The sequence below is a fragment of the Halalkalirubrum salinum genome (assembly GCF_005543295.1).
Classification (GTDB): domain Archaea; phylum Halobacteriota; class Halobacteria; order Halobacteriales; family Haloferacaceae; genus Halalkalirubrum; species Halalkalirubrum salinum.
Map to the genome: position 1 here is coordinate 53,120 of NZ_SRSG01000023.1, position 17,257 is coordinate 70,376.

A 17,257-nucleotide genomic window follows, 5' to 3' on the forward strand; every position below is an offset into this window, starting at 1 on the left:
TCAATCACCGTTGAAGTAGAGTCCGACACCGGTCACTGCGACGAGCCACCCGATCACCGGGATCCCGTAGATCGTGCTCGAAAGGAAGCCCTCTGCACTGTCAGTGATTCCACCAGCGAACAATCCGCCACCACTATCGAGATCTTCCGCTGCTTCTTGTTGCTGTTCAATCTGATATTCTCTCACCTGCTTCAGTTGTTCTTCGATGTTCTCAACATCAGCAGGGTCGTACTCCGGTCCAGATTCAAATTCCACAGAATCGACGCTTTCGCCGTCTTGATTGGTCGCCTCCAACACGGTGAACGGTTCTTCCACGTCGAAGTAATCCGTTGTCTCGGTGATTTCGCCGTCTTCGTTTTCTTCGATGTACGTACCTCGCATCCAGATCGCGGATTCGATCAACGGCGTTTCAGATTCGTCGATTGGAACCGTGTTGCCGTCGCTGTCTTCCTCGGTATCAGCGTCATCGAACTGTTCAATATCGGTGTAGTAGGTCGTATCGACATCGAACGGCGTATGCTCCTCCTCGATATCGCCGTAAATCGATCCTTCGATTTCGATTTGCGATTCTTCGAGATAGATCAACAGCGGTTCGTCCCCGCTTGCCCGAGGTATCCCGAGCGATCCCGCCGCATGAGCACCTCTAAACGAGCCATCATCGATCTCGTTTCTAAACTCTGTGTGAGCAGTGAGCGGATCGACGATCTCCGCAGTGTCGATCTCGCCGGGTTCATACGAGGCGTAGAGATCGGAGACGAACCCAGAGAGTTCGCCGTACACGCGATCTCGTGAGTCCGTTATTTTACTCCAAACATCTCGAAATCGAGCCGCATCATATGTTATGATGGCATCATCGGCGGGCAAAGATTCGCCTCTTAAGTCCGTTGGTGCGGTGAAGGTTTGAACCGGTGATCTGTCCTGTGGACTTGAGTGAGGATAGGTAGACCACGTACCTCCTTCAGAATCATCCAAACTCGCGAACTCTACAGTATAGGTCGAACCATCTGCGAGATCAATATCATAAGTATCAACGTCGAAAGCTGGGCTGTCGGGATCACGTCCATAGAGCGCAAGCACATTCTCATCCCTCAAACCACCACCATCAGGGCTATCAAGATCCAATACATCTGTCGGAGTAATATCAGTGTCACCGTCCCCAGCTGAGAAAGAATTGAGAGCAGAATAGAAGCTTTGTAATTGATTGTAAATATTATCGTGAGAGGTTAGGATATCTGTCTGCACATTAGTATAATACTCATCGATCGCTTCCTCCATATCGGATTGTGCGGTCTCTTGATCTTCCTCAGCATCGAACGCCTTAACGACTGCCTCCATTCCGATCGGAATCGCCGCGTTATCGGCAAAATCAGCAGTGTTCTCAAGACCGCTTAAGATTTGTTCGTTGTTCGCTTCGAGTGTGAGCGATTTTTCTTCGATCGAGGTATGTAGTGCGTCCGATCCGGTGTATCCGCTTAGGTCCTCAGAATCGCTAAATAACCCTGATATTGTCTGTCCGAGCCATGCCGCCGTAGCATCTGCCCGATCTTTGGTATCCTGTTCGTCCTCATCGCTCAAGAACGCGGATGCTGATCCGATCGGTCCTCGATCCATGTGATGCGCTCCGGCTCCGATCCCTACGACTGTGGTTACCCCCGCTGCGGATCGGCGCAAAAACGCTCGTCTATCGATCCTTTGTGAGTGTGTGTCTGTATTAGTCATCTTTCAGGTACATGTAGAGCACTCCGCCGAATCCGAGCACCAGGAGTCCAGTCATTCCGCCCGGTATCATATCGACCCACAATCCCGATCCAGAGCCCCCACCGACACCGGAAACCCGCTCAGTTACGCCGATTTCAACCGATTCGACGGATTCAGTATCGTCAGTTCCCGACGAAATCACTACGTCGTACTCGCCGTTTTCCAGATCTAGCGAATCAACATCCCAATCGAACGATTCTGTCTCGTCGTCCGCGAGGGTCGCTGTTGAGTTGTCAACGAGCTCGCCGCTCTCGTTGAACACTTCAACATGGACATCGCCGGTGTAGTCGGTGGCGTTGTCTGCGTACGTCAGATCGGCGTAGATCGTCGCTGTATCGTTTGTGACCGTGATTGTTTTGTCGTCGATCGATTCCGCACCGCTCATGGACCCATCGCCGTCGTAAGCTGCGACCATACCCGCGAAGGGAGCCATCAGCACCGTTAGTGCAACCAGCAGCAGTGTGAGTTTTCGGATCATTCGAGCACCTCAACCGACAGGTAGGTTCCTGCCGCCGCGATCGCGGCCATACCGAGCCCGACCGCCATTGTTTCGTTCGTCGCCAGCGGGATCGATTCCCACAGGCCGCCGTGCAGTACCTCATGGGCTGCGTAGCTCGCGAGCCCAGCAATGCCGCTGAGTGTGAGTGTGTCGTTCATGGAAGGACCTCCTCGATGTCGATCGCGCCGAAACTGTCCGCCAGCGACAGCGCTGCAGCGATCCCGATCACGCCGAAGACGACTGTCGTTGCTTGTGTGCCTGTGCCGAGTAGCTCTGTCACGAGGTTCACGTCGAGGAACTCCACCAGCGCCCAGTTGAGCGCGGCAATCTCGACGACAACCCACGTCAGAGCGACGAAAAACGGCTGTTCGTTGAATATCATTAGTTGATGTATGAAACCAGCGTGAAGCCGATTCCCTGCACGATGAAGGAAGCGATTCCTGCCGGTGTGTCTGCAATTGTTTCGGCGAACGTCGGGAAGAACGGCGGCGCGATCACGAGCCCGATCGTCACGTAGACGATCCAGACGTCGAGGCCGTTCGTATCCGAAAAGCTCACGTCTCTGTTCACGAGCACCGCGATCAGTGACCCGATCGCGAGCAATCGACCGATCGTCATCTCGATGTTACCCGTCTCGAACAAGACCTGTCCAAAGTCGAGCAAGCCACCGAACCAGACCGCATCGATCAGTCCCAAGCTCGCTGCTGTCCCGACCATGAAGATCGGTCCGAGCAGATAGAGCTCGATATCTAGCTGGTTTTGAGCCATTTGAGCCCTCTCCAGTCGATGTTTTCAAGTGTCATACGACGATCGGAGGGCCCTCCGATCGCACCTAACACTCTGCATTTTGTCTATGGCGTATCAACGCGGCTTCATCGACCCGTAATATTATATGGTATAGGATGGCCCGCCTCTGTGTCGATGTTTAGACGACTCATCAACAACTCCGGTACGCCAACAGTATCGTTGGATAAAGACGAACTACAAATGGACGGGATTCTCGATAAAGACGGTGAAATCCCACGCGAACAGGAGATGCACGTCCAACGGCTCGGTCCGCGAGCGTATCTCGTCCGCGCAGTCGACGAAACGGGAATTCCTGAGCTGGATGAGGTATTCGAATGAACCGCAGTATCCTCGTGGAGAGGGGTTCTCAGCACGGACCCCGCGGGGTTACGCTCAGATGTATTCACCCGACCCGATGTATGCACACTCACAAAGCAAAATCCCGATCGACCGTGCATACATTCGGCCGCGATCGCGCCGGCCGGCGCGGTGATCGAGGCGATCGAGAAGGTCCATTTATAATAGATCGGCCGTTCGGTACCCCGAGATCGACGGGTTTCACCGGTCGGTCATACATCGAGGGATAAAATGGGTGCCAAACGAACCACGATTCGACTCAGTGACGAGCGGCAGCTGCTCCTCGATCAGGCGAGTGCGATCGTTGCGAGTGGTCCAGATGACGATCCGCCGACGTCCGACGTGATCGATGCTGCACTCACCCACCTGATCGAATCCAAAGAGAACATCGAGGACGCTCGCGGCGATCTCGATCCGACATCGATCCAGCGGTTCAATACGTCCGTTCTTGGGCTCCGATACAGGACAAAAATTCAAAGTGAGTGGAGATAACCGTCTATGAACTATCGGTTACAACTACTTCATCAGTTAAAATGATACTGTTACTTGGATCGTGACGAATCTGCAGTTCAACCTCGGAACCGTCGCCTGGATCCTCTGAAGTATCTGAAGTATTGTATGTCGTTGTCTCACCAGCAGATATTGTTTCTCTATTAAATGGTTCGTCAGCATCCACTGCAGTACCATTAATTAGGATTGTTAATTCAGAGGTATCGATGTTGTCTCCACCGTCGTGTTTTAAATCAAATTGCACTTCGCTTGAAGTACTGCTTGCGTTTTCAGTGATAGTCAGTTGGGCGTTCGGCGTTGAATCCCCGATGTCATCCCCTAATCCTATCACAAAAGTCCCGATCACTGCGGCTAAAATCACGGTGATTGCGACCATAAGTATCACACCTATGACAGGTGACACGGCTCGATCCTCGACGAATAGTTCTTTAATATTCATGTTTAGTTGTTGTCGACAGCGCACCAGTAGGAGGCTCGCAACCCGAACCGTGGGAACCTCCGTGTAGATCAACTGTCGTTGTTGGTGATTATCCTCGACACATATATAAAACCTAGCATACAGTTATCAAATATGAAAAAGACGACACAAGAAATTACCCTCTCTATCACCGAGTTGGAGCTGATCGCGACGTACGATCCGGTGAGTGACGTGGACCCTCGCGAAGCCGTTGCTCAATACCGTCGAGTGATGAAATACACTCACAGACACCCAGACAAAGGCTCCAGTGCTGTTTCTACAGCTGTTGAGCTTCCACGAGGTCGGATCCGATCGTGGGTCGATTCTGGTGGCAAACCCGATGCTGTTCGAGCGATCGAGACGGCAGCATCTCTGGGCTGGCTCGACGCAACCGAGATCGATCGTCAGATCGCATTTGCGACCCTGTTAGCCGGCATTTTCAGCGGCGGATCGATCGCAGAAAGAAATTTCAACCCGTCATGGTCGACAGACGATGAGACTGTGGATACGTTCATCGAGAAAGCATTGACCGATCTCGGCTGTGGCTTTACAGTCCGTCACGAAGACAGCGATACTCGATCGACAGAGATTGTACCGGCAGAATATACGTCTCTCCTCGGTCGAGTGTTGGTTGCAATGGGTGCACCGATCGGTTCGAAGGTCGAGGACACTCTTTCGATCCCCGATCGGCTCGTTGAGGCCGCTGATCCAGTCCGTGAGAGGTTCGTCGAGATCTACCTGCGAAACCGTATCGGGATCGTCGACGGCCGAAACGCTGCATCGATCCTCGAAGACCGACCATCGTCGTTCCGGCGTGAGCTGGCCGCGTTGTGTCGAAGCGTTGGCGTAGAAGCCCACAACCGCGATCGGTACGTTGTTGTCACGCTTGATTCGATCCCCTTCGCGATCGAAACCTATTGAGTTAGCGAACCGATTTTAATTCTATTTTAATTCTGATGGATCAACGCTACCAGCCAGAAAAGATCGACCTTTTTCAGTTAGACCGTACAAACCAGACTCATCTTTCCTAAGAAGATCCACTTCTGCGAGTTTTCTACAGTTTTTGCTGGTGTACTGCCTGTCGTAGTCGATATTTACCGCGATCACCTTTGGCGATGCAAGAATGTCGTGGTTCTCAAAGAACATGAGGATCTCGTAATCGACAGGAGAAAACCACGACACTCGTTCTACCATCTCTCGAAAAAGGTCTCTAATCATAAGGCAAAAGATTGGTCTATCTAGTTTTAATCTGACCATATACGTAGTTAAGATATAACTACGAACGTCGTTAGATTTATGTAGTCATTCTTCTTTGTGGGAGATACAGAAGCACTTCGTGGACCCGCCGCTCAGCGTTCGGGTCTGATTAGAAGCGGACCCCGAGTTAGGGCTCGGGCCCGCGCGGGCTTCTGTGGAACAAGCACAAAAGCCATGTTCGCAATAGTTTCGCCGGGGGTTAATTCTCCCGATCGGCGGCAGAAAGCACAGCAAACCCGACGAGGGCGATCGAGTCGAGCGGAGGATTACTTTCAGTTTCACTCTGCGCGTCTGGATTACCGTTTTTATACCCCCGTCCTTCGGGATGACATGATGGATTCGAAGAAAGTCGTGCGAATTGAAGACCGGCAGGACAGGTGGCGGTACGTGTGTCCCCGCGGACATCGATCGTGGGAACCGACGAATCACCACTTCTGGTGTCAGAAGTGCGCTGCTCACCCTGAAATGGATGGCGTATTCCACGAACTCCGCGATCGGAAAACCGACGATCTCCTCGATCGCTCGCAGGTACGGTTACTCGATCGGGTTGGTCCGTATGATATCGATCTCGACAGTGAGGTGGCCGAATGAGCCAGATCTGGGTGTGTCGAGGCTGCGATCGGGTTCGAGAGGTCGATGACGACGGCCATTGTGTTGAGTGTCGTCGAGCCCAACAGCGCCTCGTTACCGATGGTGGCGAGATCGACGAATCTGGCCCCAGCGGGACGTTGATACTCAGCGACGAGCCTGCAAGGCCCCTACGGTGGCATCACTCTGTTGAGTTCGACGGCTACAAGCACACCACGGCGTGCAGCCGAGTGATCGATTGCGACGACATCCGCGACGTGTTTTTAGATCCTGTCGACGAGTGGAACAAACGAGTCAAACCGGCGAATAGCTGCCCGACGTGTCATGATTCGGTTCACCAGCGAGGCGAGTTCAATGCCGAGTGATCGACCTGGAGACGACGTCGATCGCGAGGTGGATATCCTCCAGTTGTCGAGCGACCAGGCGGCCGCGTTGGGCGATGGGCGGCCGGTTGCGATCCATACTGGCGATCGGTCGATCTTCCTGGTGCCTGAGTCGGTTCGTATCTTTGATGCGCTCGCGGAGATCGACGCGGAGGTGTCGTTTGAGTTTGCCACCGATCGCGAGGTGCTCGATTGATGCAGCGTGATCTGCAGTCGATCGGTCCTCGGGAGGCGATGCGATTGTATCTCGATGATCGGGTTGATCTACGGTCGAGATCGGTCGAGGCTCATAGGTACCGGCTGCGGCAGCTGGTGAAGTGGCTCGAAGCGGAGGGTTTTGATGATCTGAATGATCTGACAGGGCGTGATTTGGCTCGGTTCCGTCATTACCGTGTTAGTGAGTGTGGGGTTGCACCTGCGACGTTGCGGGGGAATTCGTACACCTACAAGGCGTTTTTTGATTTCTGTGAGTCGATCGAGGCGGTTCAGGATGGCCTTGCAGCAAAGGTTCGGATTCCGTCGTTGAATGAGGATGATCTGGTTCGTGATCATGATTTGCATCCTGATCGGGTGCGGTCGATTTTGGATCATATTGGTCGTTTCTCGTACGCTTCGCGGACTCATGCGATGTTGGCGTTGTTTTTCCATGTCGGCTGCCGATCGGGTGCGCTTCGGGGGCTTGATATTCGGGATGTGCATCTCGATGATCGGTATGTGGAGTTTCGACATCGGCCGGAGACGGATACGCCGTTGAAGAACGGTCGTGATGGTGAGCGTCCGGTGGCGTTGGCGGATGAGGTCGCGACGATTTTGGGGGATTATTTCGAGGTGAATCGGGTTTCGCAGCGTGAGTCGTCGGGTCGGCGGCCGTTTTTCACGACTGCTCAGGGTCGGGTGAGTCAGTCGTCGATTCGTGAGTCGATGTATCGGGTTACTCGGCCGTGTATGATGGGTGATTGTCCGCACGATCGAGATCCTGAGACGTGTGAGGCGATGGAGACGGGGTTGGCGTGTAAGTGTCCGTCTTCGAGGGCTCCGCACGATATTCGTTCTGCGTCGATTACTCGGATGCTTCGGGAGGATAAGCCCAGAGATGCGATCGAGAAGCGGGTGAATGCGACCGAGGAGGTCATCGAGGAGCATTATGACGAGCGTACGCTGGAAGAACGGCGAGAATTTGCTCGGAATCGGATGGAAGAACGTCGTGATTATTTTGATGAAATCTGACACTCACAAAATGAGCTTACAAGACTCAATTCGTGCGATCTCAAGTCAACAACTTGATTGTTCGCAGCGGGGAGGGCGGACTTTCTTTCTGACCGATTCCGATTCGTAATTGACTGTAGATCGGCTTGTCCCCCGCCCTCGTGAGCGGAGCGAACGAGGGCTCGGAAGTGTGTTTTTTGTCCGGATTTACCAGGAATCGAGACTCAACATATCAGTTCACCTGTCAGAATAAATAGCAGTGCGTGTGTCAGAAATTCGAATTTGAGCTGAACGTGAATTCTACTGATAGGGCCTCGATTTCACTCGTGGGTTATTGAGCTGCTTGGCAGACTCGAAATAATCGATCGAGTAAGGGCAGGCTCGAGTCCACTATCCCGGTATCCTGCTGCCAAGTTGACGTCGACAGCCCAATACTGGTCCTCGGCATCTCTGACAAAATCAACTCCGACACCTCGGAGATCGAACCGTTCAACGAGTTGGCGAAGAGACGCTGCAAGTGCGGGTCTGACCTGTGTGTCGCCGACGAACTGTTTCTCGCCATAGAGTTTCGAGGTGACGCGTTTCCCTGCGATGTGTATCCGTTTCCCGTCATTAACCGCATAATACTTGTAATCAACCGGCTCCGTCGGGATCAGCTCTTGATAGAAATCTCCCTCGCCGTTGAGTTCGGGTTCGCCGTCCCAGATGTAGTAGCCTTTTGCGACGTACTCGATCGTTGGTTTCACAAAAGAAACTGCAGGTGTGCGAAACCCCATCTCCGAAAGCGCTCGAAGACCGACCAGCCGTGAACTGAACAAAATCGTTGCCTGAAGGTTGTTCCACAGCGGCGTTCCCTCCCGATAAGCCTGCCGCAGAGCCGGGAGTGCGCTCAGGAGTGTCTTTTTGTTGACAATCACCGAGAGGCTGGCGATCTGTTCTACTGAGAGCTGAGATTGCGGATCGAAGAATCGAACTCGAAACCCTTCGTTCCGAAGACGATCGGCCACCTCCCTGAACACTGGCTTGTGCTTTTGACACAGGATGCCGATATCACCGCTTTTTCCCATGGTCGGAATCTACATTGCTGTTCAAGCGCGGATCTGAATAGCATTCGGGTGCGTAATTGAACGAGTTCACCAACAGTCCGCCTGTGTCGTGGAAAATCAAAGGCGTTGGAAGTGTGATACGCACCGAAAAGTTCTATTCAATTTATTATCGCTCGTCGTATCGGATCGGCAACGATTCCACGCCGTAGATGAACGAACTCCGGGTTGGTTGGAGGGGTGCCTCGGCGAGTTGTACGTTTTCGACGCGATCGAGTAACTCCGACAGTCCGACTTTGGCTTCGAGTCGGGCCAGCGGCGCGCCCAGACAGTAATGTGTCCCGTAACCGAACCCGAGATGCTGGTTTGGCGATCGGTCCGGTCGGAACGCATCGGCCGCTTCAAACTGCCGTTCGTCGCGGTTCGCGGAGCCAAGCCAGGCAATGATACGATCACCTGCACCGATAGTCTCTCCATGCATCGTCACGTCTTCGGTGGCGACCCGGCTCATGGCCTGGACTGGCGATCGATATCGCAGCACCTCTTCGATCGCGCTCGTGAGCGCGCGATCGTCCCCACGCAGCTCGTCGAACAAGTCGGCGTCTACCTCGGCGAAACACCGAACCGCGTTCGCGATGAGATTTGATGTCGTGATGTTCCCTGCAACGAGCAGCAGGATACACATTCCGAGCGCCTCCTCCTGGGAGAGTCGTTCCCCCGAACTGGACTCGGCGGTGACGATAACAGAGAGGAGATCTTCTTGGGGGTTCTCACGGCGGTCCTCTATCATCTCCAAGAAGTACTGTGCCATCTCCATCTGGATCTGCTGCTGGCGGTCCGCGAACGCGTCTACGCTCTCATCGTCGCTTGCGGCTTCGACGAGCGTGTCCGACCACGTCTTGAATCGATCGCGGTCCGACGACGGGACGCCGAGCAGTTCAGCAATGACCGTTACCGGAAACGGATACGCGAGGTCCTTGACGATATCCAATTGCTCGTCTGCCCCAACGGCATCGTCGAGCAACTCGCCAGCCAGCTCGCGGAAGTGAGGTTCGCGATCGGCGAGGGCACGGGGTTGGAACCAGTCGTCTACGACGCCTCGAAGCTCGTCGTGGCGGGGCGGGTCCTGGAACAACATCGTATCGAAGATCAATCCCTCTCCCGGCCGTTCGGGTTCGACAAAATCGTCTGCCTCCCGAGGGTTTACTGAGAACACAGCGTCGTCGTCCAACACGCGCTTCACGTCTTCGTATCGGAAGATGTCCCACGTACGACGCTCCGGATCGTATCGAACTGGGGCCTCCTCACGCATCCGCTCGTACCACTCGAAGGGTTCGAGCCATGACTCACGATCCTGCAGTTCTTTGGGGACGGCTTGGAGTCCTTGTGGGCCTGCTGAACTCATGGCTTTGAATTTGGGGACGAATATTCTAAAACTCTCCGTCGGTTATTCGATCGAACGTCCTGGCTCTCTTCTTTGCCTCACTCTCACAGGGTGGAACTGTTCGGGCTGACAGAACTATAGTAGCGTTTGCAATTATTTTCCCACTTCGATTCAGGAACTGCTGGTTCACGCTCTCTCGGACTACATTTCGAGATGGCTGTTGCAAAGAGTTGCAAACGTTACTATAGCTCCTGACCGAACAGTATTTTCGAATGAGAGATCCAGCGGAATAAACGCTGGGCGGACTACATGCGCCTATGGAAGTCTTGCACCGGAGAATTACAATTCACTGTACTCTGAAATCTCGTTTGAAAATTGTGAATACTTAGATACCACCGATCGGTTGAGACTACCCAATAGCGATTTCGCACGCATCGATCGGATACTGTCGCTCTCCGATTGTTGCGTTTAGTGCGTCGATTCAACGCGCTCTCCTCGTATCGAGAAGTAAATTAGTATCCCGAGCAGGCCGGGAACCAGACCCGCTAAAAATAACAACGCGATGCCAACGCCCCATTGCCACGCCCAGTCACTCCCTCGAGATTTCGCATCTTGGTAGACCCATCGACCGATTAACCCGAAAACGATGAACAGAACCAGGAGGACCATCAGGACGAAAATTAGTAACTCTGGACCGAAAGGGAACTGCAATATATGGAGTGGCATAATCTGAGGCTTTCTTAGAATTATTTAAATTTTTTCACCGAAATTGGTGCGGTCTCTATCGACTGTGCCGAGAATCGTCCGTATTGAGGTTCGATCGTGCTTCACTGAGGAGACACCACAAGCATGTAGCAGAATATAGAGACACATCCCAACCGCGTTTTTTATTGGAGAGCTATCGCTTTTGGTAGGATGTATATGAACGACGCTCCGGTAGTAACTTCGACGAGATTTGTTCAAGGATCGTTCGGACACAGTCAGGATACTGGATTTTTCTCACAGTAATGGGGAAGCAACTAGAGCGCGATTTGGGTCTTCCAGCAGTAACGGCGATTAGCATCGGCGCGATGGTCGGCAGCGGCATCTTTATTCTGCCTGGGTTGGCGATGAAAATGGCTGGGCCTGCGGTCGTGTTTGCGTACTTTCTCGCGGGCGTACTCGTGTTGCCGGCGGCGCTGAGCAAATCCGAGATGGCAACGGCGATGCCCGAGGCTGGAGGGACGTATCTGTATATCGAGCGAGCGATGGGGCCGCTGTTCGGGACAATTGCCGGCGTCGGGACGTGGTTTTCGCTGACATTCAAAGGCGCGCTCGCGTTGGTGGGCGGTGCCCCGTATCTAGTATTGTTGTTCGACCTCCCGGTGACACCCGTTGCGCTGGCAGTCGCCGCTTTGTTGATCGTTTTAAATATCGTCGGGGCGAAACAGACCGGACGGATGCAGATCGCGATCGTCGCGGTCATGCTGGCCGTAATGATCTGGTTCATTGTCGTCGGGGCCCCAAGCGTCGAGGGTGCCCGATTCGAGGGGTTCTTCGGCAGCGGATATGAAGGAATCTTGGGCGCGACTGGATTTGTGTTCGTCTCCTACGCGGGCGTGACCAAGATCGCCAGTGTTGCCGAGGAGGTAGAGAACCCAGATCGGAATCTTCCACTGGGCATCTTAGGCTCACTGATTATTACCGCAGGGATCTACGTCGCGATCGTGACCGTAATGGTCGGTGTCGCAGACGAGGCAGCGCTCACCAACACGGATACGCCGATGCAGGTCGCGGCTAGTGCCGCGCTACCCACAGTCGGCGTCGCAGCCGTCGTGGTCGCTGCGCTGCTTGCCTTGATCAGCACTGCAAACGCGGGAATTCTCTCCTCGTCGCGGTATCCATTCGCGATGAGTCGCGACGGGTTGGCCCCCGGCATCTTCGAGAGAGTTAGCGATCGATTCGAGACGCCAGTCAACGCGATCACGATCACGGGCGGAGTGTTGCTCCTCCTCATCGCGTTTGTGCCGATCGACGACATCGCCAAACTGGCCAGCGCGTTTAAGATTCTCGTGTTCATCCTGATCAACGTCGCCCTCATCGCCTTTCGTCAGGGATCGATCGAGGCCTATAACCCCAGTTTCACGTCGCCGCTTTATCCCGTCCCGCAACTGGTGGGGATTGTCGGTGGGTTCGTCCTGCTTCGGTACATCGGATTTGTTCCGCTGGTCGGAGCCGTTGTGATCATTGCCGGCTCAATGGCGTGGTATTACGCATTCGTCTATCGTCGCGGCGGCGTTGCCCGCGAGGGAGCGATGACCGACGCCCTTCGTCGCAGTGTCGGCAGAGACGTGGTCGAACAAACTGAATCAGAGATTGAAACCGACAGCAACGAGGTCCTTGTGGCGGTTACAGAGCAGACTGACCCTGCTGTCGAGCAATCATTAATCGACCTTGCGAGAGACCTCGCGCGAACTCGAGAAGGAGGAATTCGAGTCGCCCAGTTCGACGAGATACCCGATCAGACACCCCTTCCACAGTCAGCCGCGACTCTCACAGAGGCTGATCAGGCGTTCGAAACTCGAATGACCAATCGGGCAACCGATTCGAAAATTCCGATCCGCTATGGTGAGGTCGTCAGCCACGACACTCGACACGCTATCGTCAACTACGCTGATGAAGTTGAGGCCGATACGCTACTAATCGAGCGATCGACTGGATCAAAGACGCTCCTCGGTCGCGACACAGACTGGATCGAAGATCACGCACCCTGTGATGTTATCGAGGTTTCGAATTTTGATCACGACACCGTCAAGCACATCGGTGTCATCACCGATAAGGGACCATTCGATCCAACCAAGGTTGCGTTGGCCGATGCACTGGCGACCGCAGTCGGCGCCACGATCACATTCTACTTCGCTGTGGATGCAAATGCACCCGAAAGCCGGCGGAACACCACTGCGGATTACCTTTCGGAGTTGGTGGCACTCTGTGAATCACCGGTCGAGACTCGGATCCTCGAGTCGACCACTGATGACGCAATTGAACTCGCGGCCAACGATTCCGACGTCCTCGTCGTCAGCGGCATACAAAACGACCTCACAGATCGACTATTTACTCGAGGGTCGGATCCTGTGACGGCTGGAACCGAACACGGGACACTTCTCGTCTATGGAGTGAGCCAACCGGGACGACTGCGCCGAGCAGTCGAACGGCGACTGTTCTAACTGACGATCTGTACCTATCTACGGTCAGGATCTCACAAACGTGGGTCCGATCTCACAAACGTGGGTCAGAAGTTATCCCAATTGGATCTCGACAAGCGACATCTCATCTGAACCGAGTGCATCTCCCAACATTTCCTCAAGTTCATCCCAGTTCTCGGGGCGATATCCCTCGATACCGAAGCTCTCGGCGAACGTCATGAAGTCGGGATTCGTGAGTCCCGTTCCAAACGACTCCCCGCGATGGGCGCGTTGTTTCTCGGAAATCAGCCCGTAATCGTCGTCGGAGAAGAGGAGGATCGTGTAGGTACACCCCACTCGCGTTGCGGTCTCGATCTCCACGCCGTTCATCAGGAAACCACCGTCGCCGGTGGCTGCAACGACCGCTGCGTCGGTCGCGAGGTCCGCAGCGATCCCGCCCGGGACCGAGATCCCCATCGACGCCAGGCCATTCGAAATAATGCACGTGTTGGGTTCGTACGTGAGGAAATTCTGTGCGATCTGCATCTTGTGGCTTCCGACATCGGAGATCAGGACATCCTCGGTGTTCATCACATCCCGTAACACCGGCAGCACCGTCCGGACAGTAAACGGACCGTCTTCGGACGGATCGGCGGCGATATCCTTGAGAATATGCTCCCTGAGATCCCGATACCACGTCTCGTCGAACTCGGTCTCGCTTACGGCCATCAGATCGGTGAGTTTCGCAAGTCCCGTCGAGAGCGTACAGACGAGTTCGAGGGTTGGATTGTACGCCTCGTACACCTCTGCTGGCTCGCTGTCGATATGCACAATAACGGTGTCAGTGCCTGTGTTCCAACCCGCCGGATCGTGTTCGGCGATATCGTAGCCAACCGTAACGATGAGATCGGCCATCTCGATCGCATCTGATGCCTCCTGGTGGTCGCCGGAGTCCAGAGTCAAAAGCGACTGTGGCGATCGATCCGAGATCGCCCCTTTCCCCATATACGTCGACGCGACGGGAATACCGGTCGTCTCGACGAACTCGCGGAGTCGTTCCGTGGCGTTCGTCCGTACTGCGCCGTTCCCCGCGATAATTAGCGACCGATCGGCCGCTTCCAGCAACGTCTGAACTTGTTGGAGTGATTCGGCGTCCGGGGGTCCGAGTCGAACCCGTTCGCGAGCGTCCATTGGGGTGGTGTCGGTCGCAAAACCCGCGACGTCTTCGGGGAATTCGAGATGCGTCGCGCCGGGTTTCTCGTATTCTGCGACCTTAAACGCCTTCCTGACGGATTCGGTGATGATGTCGGGGTCGTTGAGTTGGGTGTTCCACTTCGTGATCGATTCGAACATGCTGACGATATCGAGTGCCTGGTGGCTCTCCTTGTGCAGGCGCTCTAATCCGCCCTGTCCCGTGATCGCCACGAGGGGTGCTTTGTCGAGGTTCGCGTCCGCGACGCCAGTCATGAGATTCGTCGCACCGGGGCCGAGTGTTCCGAGACAGACGCCCGCATCGCCGGTGAGTCGCCCGTGAACGTTGGCCATGAACGCGGCACCCTGCTCGTGGCGAACCGGAACGAACGTGATTTCTGAGTCCCGAAGCGAAAAGAGCAGGTCTTCAGTCTCCTCGCCGGGAACACCGAATACGTGCTCGACGCCTTCGTTCTCAAGGCAGCGTACGAGCAGATCCGATGCGATCATTCGGTCGGCACCTCGTCTTCGTCACTCATTTTTGGCTGCTGACGCCAGATTGTCTTTCGATTGACGAACTCCTTGATCCCGGCTTCCGAGAGCTCGCGGCCGTAGCCGGAATCTTTCACGCCACCGAACGGAATCCGCGGATCGGATTTCACCAGTTCGTTGATGTACGCACAGCCAGTGTCGATACGACTGGCGACCCGCTCGCCGCGCTCAAGATCGTTCGTCCAGATACTGGCTCCGAGGCCGAACTCGGTGTCGTTTGCTTTCTCGATAGCAGTCTCCTCGTCGGGAACTCGGTAGACGGCTGCCACGGGGCCGAACACCTCCTCAGCATCGACAGGACATCCCCGTGGAACGTCTGTAAGCACTGTTGGCGGATAGTACGCCCCGTCGCGATCGAGTGGCGCACCACCCGTGAGCGCCGTTGCACCCGCGTCGACGCTCTCGATTACCTGTTCGTGAATTCCTTCCATGAGATCCTGTCGTGCCTGCGGTCCGACGTCCGTGTCGTGGTCCATCGGGTCACCAACGGTGAACGACTCGACTTCCGCGACGAACCGATCGATGAACGCCTCGTAGACGGCGTCGTGGACGACAAATCGCTTGGCAGCAATACACGATTGGCCACCGTTGAGGTTCCGCGCCCAGGCCGCAGTCGTCGCAGCAACCTCGATATCCGCGTCATCGAGGACGACGTACGGGTCGCTCCCCCCGAGTTCGAGGACTGTCTTTTTGAGATTCTCGCCGGCCGTACCAGCAACAGCTCGCCCCGCTGGGCCGCTCCCAGTGAGCGTCGCCGCTTTAATACGCGGATCCGAGAGGACTCCCTCGACGCGGTCAGACGGGATCAGTAGTGTCTGGAACGCGCCTTCGGGAAACCCGGCATCGCGGAACACTTCCTCGATCGCGAGCGCACACTCCGGCACGTTTGAGGCGTGTTTGAGGAGGCCGACATTCCCCGCCGTGACGTATGGGGCGGCGAATCGAAACACCTGCCAGAACGGGAAGTTCCAGGGCATGATCGCGAGCACAGGCCCGAGCGGTTCGTGAACCGTCTTCACGGTCGATCCCGGCGGACTCGGATGCTGTTCGTCCTGGAGGTAGCGTCCCGCGTGTTCGGCGTAGTGATCACAGACCCACGCACACTTTTCTACTTCGGCCTCGGCCTGGGCGATCGGCTTGCCCATCTCTTGAGTCATTAGTTCGGCGTACTCGGTCGTCCGCTCCCGGAGCAACGTCGCCACCTCCGCGAGTTTCGTTTCACGTTCAGCGACGGACCACTCGCGGAACGTTTTGAACGTCGATTCGGCCTTTGCAAGCCGCGCTTCGACCTGCCCGTCGTCGTGTTCGTCGTACGTTTCGATCGTCTCGCCGGTCGCAGGGTTTGTTCGTTCCATTAGTGTGTTACTCCCGTGTCGCTGTGTTCGCTCTGGTGGCCACCTCTGGGACCCCTTCGACGCAGCACCCCACAGATCGAGACGAGCCAGTTTCACTCCGTTCTAAGGCGATCTTTCGCTATTTCCGACACTCAGAGAACCATCAGCAGTTCCGTTTTTGGGTTTCAGGCGAAGCCACCTCTTTCCAACTGTCGGAGGCTATTACGACAACTCACACTTCATCGCGGATTCACTTGAATACCGGCGGTAGAACACCTCTAAAGTGGTGAATATAGCATTGAGAATTTAGCGATAGAACCTCCATCAATTTCGATTGACGAGGTTGATTCGTGCGTGCGTCCGATTCGCTCTTGGATAAAATCTGAGTGATTCCACTCCTGTGGGACTTCTCAGATGATTTCGATGCCACGGAGTTCGTCACCGTAGATTCCAGTTGAGAAACACGCTGTTGGATCGAGTTCAGGACCGGTAGTGATCGTAACTAGGAGACGAACCGGCTCACTCAGCGAGGTACCGAGGGGGTACAGAATTCACAGATCCCTCCGTAATCCATATAAACGGATTATATAATTAATATATAGACCAATACGGGTGCAGGTGGCTTGTTCCGTCACATGGCAGCAAAAACCCGTGTCGATGATCGAGAACGCGCGATCGACCCAGAGCGATACCTTCCCGTCGGGACCACCCCGCCGGCCGAAGCCAGTCACCTCGAGCGTCTCTGGGGACACCTGTTCAACCACGGCGGAGACACACGAAGTAGATAG

General features: G+C 55.0%; 21 protein-coding genes. 9 read left to right on the top strand and 12 right to left on the bottom strand.

Annotated features, from left to right (window positions below; all coding sequences use genetic code 11):
- From E5K03_RS09115 to E5K03_RS09135, 5 genes are all read right to left on the bottom strand, one after another.
- A complete protein-coding gene (locus E5K03_RS09115) occupies positions 1-1,611 on the bottom strand; it encodes a hypothetical protein (protein WP_138006539.1) in 1,611 nt (536 codons plus the stop codon).
- Positions 1,612-1,711: 100 nt separating this feature from the next.
- Positions 1,712-2,236: a hypothetical protein gene (locus tag E5K03_RS09120; protein WP_138006540.1), complete on the bottom strand. Its 525-nt coding sequence runs from the start codon at positions 2,234-2,236 to the stop codon at positions 1,712-1,714.
- Positions 2,233-2,415 carry a hypothetical protein gene (locus E5K03_RS09125; RefSeq protein WP_138006541.1) on the bottom strand — a complete coding sequence of 61 codons (183 nt, stop codon included), beginning with the start codon at positions 2,413-2,415 and terminating at the stop codon, positions 2,233-2,235. The genes E5K03_RS09120 and E5K03_RS09125 overlap by 4 nt, the downstream gene beginning before the upstream one ends.
- The gene (locus E5K03_RS09130; RefSeq protein WP_138006542.1) at positions 2,412-2,639 is read right to left on the bottom strand and encodes a DUF378 domain-containing protein; all 228 of its coding nucleotides are present in this window, start codon (positions 2,637-2,639) and stop codon (positions 2,412-2,414) included. The genes E5K03_RS09125 and E5K03_RS09130 overlap by 4 nt, the downstream gene beginning before the upstream one ends.
- Positions 2,639-3,025, bottom strand: coding sequence for a hypothetical protein (locus E5K03_RS09135; RefSeq protein WP_138006543.1), 387 nt, complete (start codon positions 3,023-3,025; stop codon positions 2,639-2,641). Before E5K03_RS09135 ends, E5K03_RS09130 begins: the two co-directional genes overlap by 1 nt.
- Before the next feature lie 153 nt (positions 3,026-3,178).
- On the opposite strand from E5K03_RS09135, the gene E5K03_RS09140 reads away from it, so the two are divergent.
- The gene (locus E5K03_RS09140) at positions 3,179-3,382 is read left to right on the top strand and encodes a hypothetical protein (RefSeq protein WP_138006544.1); all 204 of its coding nucleotides are present in this window, start codon (positions 3,179-3,181) and stop codon (positions 3,380-3,382) included.
- Positions 3,383-3,436: 54 nt separating this feature from the next.
- On the opposite strand, the gene E5K03_RS17700 is transcribed toward E5K03_RS09140, so the two are convergent.
- Entirely contained in the window at positions 3,437-3,559 is a 123-nt protein-coding gene (locus E5K03_RS17700; protein WP_265338722.1) for a hypothetical protein, read from the bottom strand.
- 72 nt (positions 3,560-3,631) lie between these two features.
- On the opposite strand from E5K03_RS17700, the gene E5K03_RS09145 reads away from it, so the two are divergent.
- Positions 3,632-3,892, top strand: a complete 261-nt coding sequence (locus E5K03_RS09145) for a DUF7386 family protein (RefSeq protein WP_138006545.1) — start codon at positions 3,632-3,634, stop codon at positions 3,890-3,892.
- 4 nt (positions 3,893-3,896) lie between these two features.
- Here the strand turns inward: E5K03_RS09145 and E5K03_RS09150 are convergent, their stop codons facing one another.
- Entirely contained in the window at positions 3,897-4,349 is a 453-nt protein-coding gene (locus E5K03_RS09150) for a type IV pilin (RefSeq protein ID WP_138006546.1), read from the bottom strand.
- Between the two features lie 132 nt (positions 4,350-4,481).
- On the opposite strand from E5K03_RS09150, the gene E5K03_RS09155 reads away from it, so the two are divergent.
- A complete protein-coding gene (locus E5K03_RS09155; RefSeq protein ID WP_138006547.1) occupies positions 4,482-5,288 on the top strand; it encodes a hypothetical protein in 807 nt (268 codons plus the stop codon).
- 21 nt (positions 5,289-5,309) lie between these two features.
- On the opposite strand, the gene E5K03_RS09160 is transcribed toward E5K03_RS09155, so the two are convergent.
- Positions 5,310-5,561, bottom strand: a complete 252-nt coding sequence (locus tag E5K03_RS09160) for a MarR family transcriptional regulator (RefSeq protein WP_138006548.1) — start codon at positions 5,559-5,561, stop codon at positions 5,310-5,312.
- 393 nt (positions 5,562-5,954) lie between these two features.
- Between E5K03_RS09160 and E5K03_RS09165 the strand changes: the two genes are divergently transcribed.
- From E5K03_RS09165 to E5K03_RS09180, 4 genes are read left to right on the top strand one after another with little or no spacing between them, the layout of a single operon-like run.
- Positions 5,955-6,215 carry a hypothetical protein gene (locus E5K03_RS09165; protein ID WP_138006549.1) on the top strand — a complete coding sequence of 87 codons (261 nt, stop codon included), beginning with the start codon at positions 5,955-5,957 and terminating at the stop codon, positions 6,213-6,215.
- A complete protein-coding gene (locus tag E5K03_RS09170; protein WP_138006550.1) occupies positions 6,212-6,577 on the top strand; it encodes a hypothetical protein in 366 nt (121 codons plus the stop codon). The genes E5K03_RS09165 and E5K03_RS09170 overlap by 4 nt, the downstream gene beginning before the upstream one ends.
- Positions 6,567-6,791, top strand: a complete 225-nt coding sequence (locus E5K03_RS09175; protein WP_138006551.1) for a hypothetical protein — start codon at positions 6,567-6,569, stop codon at positions 6,789-6,791. The genes E5K03_RS09170 and E5K03_RS09175 overlap by 11 nt, the downstream gene beginning before the upstream one ends.
- Positions 6,791-7,822 carry a tyrosine-type recombinase/integrase gene (locus E5K03_RS09180; protein WP_138006552.1) on the top strand — a complete coding sequence of 344 codons (1,032 nt, stop codon included), beginning with the start codon at positions 6,791-6,793 and terminating at the stop codon, positions 7,820-7,822. The genes E5K03_RS09175 and E5K03_RS09180 overlap by 1 nt, the downstream gene beginning before the upstream one ends.
- A gap of 299 nt (positions 7,823-8,121) precedes the next feature.
- Here E5K03_RS09180 and E5K03_RS17565 read toward each other — a convergent pair whose 3' ends face one another.
- Complete coding sequence (locus E5K03_RS17565; protein ID WP_240729988.1) at positions 8,122-8,868, bottom strand: hypothetical protein; 747 nt, start codon at positions 8,866-8,868, stop codon at positions 8,122-8,124.
- A 145-nt stretch (positions 8,869-9,013) separates the two neighbouring features.
- Positions 9,014-10,249 (bottom strand): cytochrome P450, encoded by a 1,236-nt coding sequence (locus E5K03_RS09190; protein WP_138006553.1) that lies wholly within the window; start codon positions 10,247-10,249, stop codon positions 9,014-9,016.
- Positions 10,250-11,235: 986 nt separating this feature from the next.
- Here E5K03_RS09190 and E5K03_RS09195 point away from each other — a divergent pair.
- Complete coding sequence (locus E5K03_RS09195; protein ID WP_138006554.1) at positions 11,236-13,434, top strand: amino acid permease; 2,199 nt, start codon at positions 11,236-11,238, stop codon at positions 13,432-13,434.
- Positions 13,435-13,506: 72 nt separating this feature from the next.
- On the opposite strand, the gene E5K03_RS09200 is transcribed toward E5K03_RS09195, so the two are convergent.
- A complete protein-coding gene (locus tag E5K03_RS09200; RefSeq protein ID WP_138006555.1) occupies positions 13,507-15,093 on the bottom strand; it encodes an acetolactate synthase large subunit in 1,587 nt (528 codons plus the stop codon).
- Complete coding sequence (locus E5K03_RS09205; protein ID WP_138006556.1) at positions 15,090-16,490, bottom strand: NAD-dependent succinate-semialdehyde dehydrogenase; 1,401 nt, start codon at positions 16,488-16,490, stop codon at positions 15,090-15,092. The genes E5K03_RS09200 and E5K03_RS09205 overlap by 4 nt, the downstream gene beginning before the upstream one ends.
- A 614-nt stretch (positions 16,491-17,104) precedes the next feature.
- On the opposite strand from E5K03_RS09205, the gene E5K03_RS17210 reads away from it, so the two are divergent.
- A complete protein-coding gene (locus E5K03_RS17210; RefSeq protein ID WP_171006655.1) occupies positions 17,105-17,257 on the top strand; it encodes a hypothetical protein in 153 nt (50 codons plus the stop codon).

Bases quoted from the DNA above. Each gene is read 5' to 3' on its own strand.
- E5K03_RS09140 (WP_138006544.1), top strand. From the start codon at position 3,179: ATGTTTAGACGACTCATCAACAACTCCGGTACGCCAACAGTATCGTTG.
- E5K03_RS09115 (WP_138006539.1), bottom strand. From the start codon at position 1,611: ATGGATCGAGGACCGATCGGATCAGCATCCGCGTTCTTGAGCGATGAG.
- E5K03_RS09180 (WP_138006552.1), top strand. From the start codon at position 6,791: ATGCAGCGTGATCTGCAGTCGATCGGTCCTCGGGAGGCGATGCGATTG.
- E5K03_RS09135 (WP_138006543.1), bottom strand. From the start codon at position 3,025: ATGGCTCAAAACCAGCTAGATATCGAGCTCTATCTGCTCGGACCGATC.
- E5K03_RS09175 (WP_138006551.1), top strand. From the start codon at position 6,567: ATGCCGAGTGATCGACCTGGAGACGACGTCGATCGCGAGGTGGATATC.
- E5K03_RS09125 (WP_138006541.1), bottom strand. From the start codon at position 2,415: ATGAACGACACACTCACACTCAGCGGCATTGCTGGGCTCGCGAGCTAC.
- E5K03_RS09205 (WP_138006556.1), bottom strand. From the start codon at position 16,490: ATGGAACGAACAAACCCTGCGACCGGCGAGACGATCGAAACGTACGAC.
- E5K03_RS09195 (WP_138006554.1), top strand. From the start codon at position 11,236: ATGGGGAAGCAACTAGAGCGCGATTTGGGTCTTCCAGCAGTAACGGCG.
- E5K03_RS17700 (WP_265338722.1), bottom strand. From the start codon at position 3,559: ATGGACCTTCTCGATCGCCTCGATCACCGCGCCGGCCGGCGCGATCGC.
- E5K03_RS09190 (WP_138006553.1), bottom strand. From the start codon at position 10,249: ATGAGTTCAGCAGGCCCACAAGGACTCCAAGCCGTCCCCAAAGAACTG.
- E5K03_RS17210 (WP_171006655.1), top strand. From the start codon at position 17,105: ATGGCAGCAAAAACCCGTGTCGATGATCGAGAACGCGCGATCGACCCA.
- E5K03_RS17565 (WP_240729988.1), bottom strand. From the start codon at position 8,868: ATGGGAAAAAGCGGTGATATCGGCATCCTGTGTCAAAAGCACAAGCCA.
- E5K03_RS09165 (WP_138006549.1), top strand. From the start codon at position 5,955: ATGATGGATTCGAAGAAAGTCGTGCGAATTGAAGACCGGCAGGACAGG.
- E5K03_RS09150 (WP_138006546.1), bottom strand. From the start codon at position 4,349: ATGAATATTAAAGAACTATTCGTCGAGGATCGAGCCGTGTCACCTGTC.
- E5K03_RS09145 (WP_138006545.1), top strand. From the start codon at position 3,632: ATGGGTGCCAAACGAACCACGATTCGACTCAGTGACGAGCGGCAGCTG.
- E5K03_RS09130 (WP_138006542.1), bottom strand. From the start codon at position 2,639: ATGATATTCAACGAACAGCCGTTTTTCGTCGCTCTGACGTGGGTTGTC.
- E5K03_RS09120 (WP_138006540.1), bottom strand. From the start codon at position 2,236: ATGATCCGAAAACTCACACTGCTGCTGGTTGCACTAACGGTGCTGATG.
- E5K03_RS09155 (WP_138006547.1), top strand. From the start codon at position 4,482: ATGAAAAAGACGACACAAGAAATTACCCTCTCTATCACCGAGTTGGAG.
- E5K03_RS09170 (WP_138006550.1), top strand. From the start codon at position 6,212: ATGAGCCAGATCTGGGTGTGTCGAGGCTGCGATCGGGTTCGAGAGGTC.
- E5K03_RS09160 (WP_138006548.1), bottom strand. From the start codon at position 5,561: ATGGTAGAACGAGTGTCGTGGTTTTCTCCTGTCGATTACGAGATCCTC.
- E5K03_RS09200 (WP_138006555.1), bottom strand. From the start codon at position 15,093: ATGATCGCATCGGATCTGCTCGTACGCTGCCTTGAGAACGAAGGCGTC.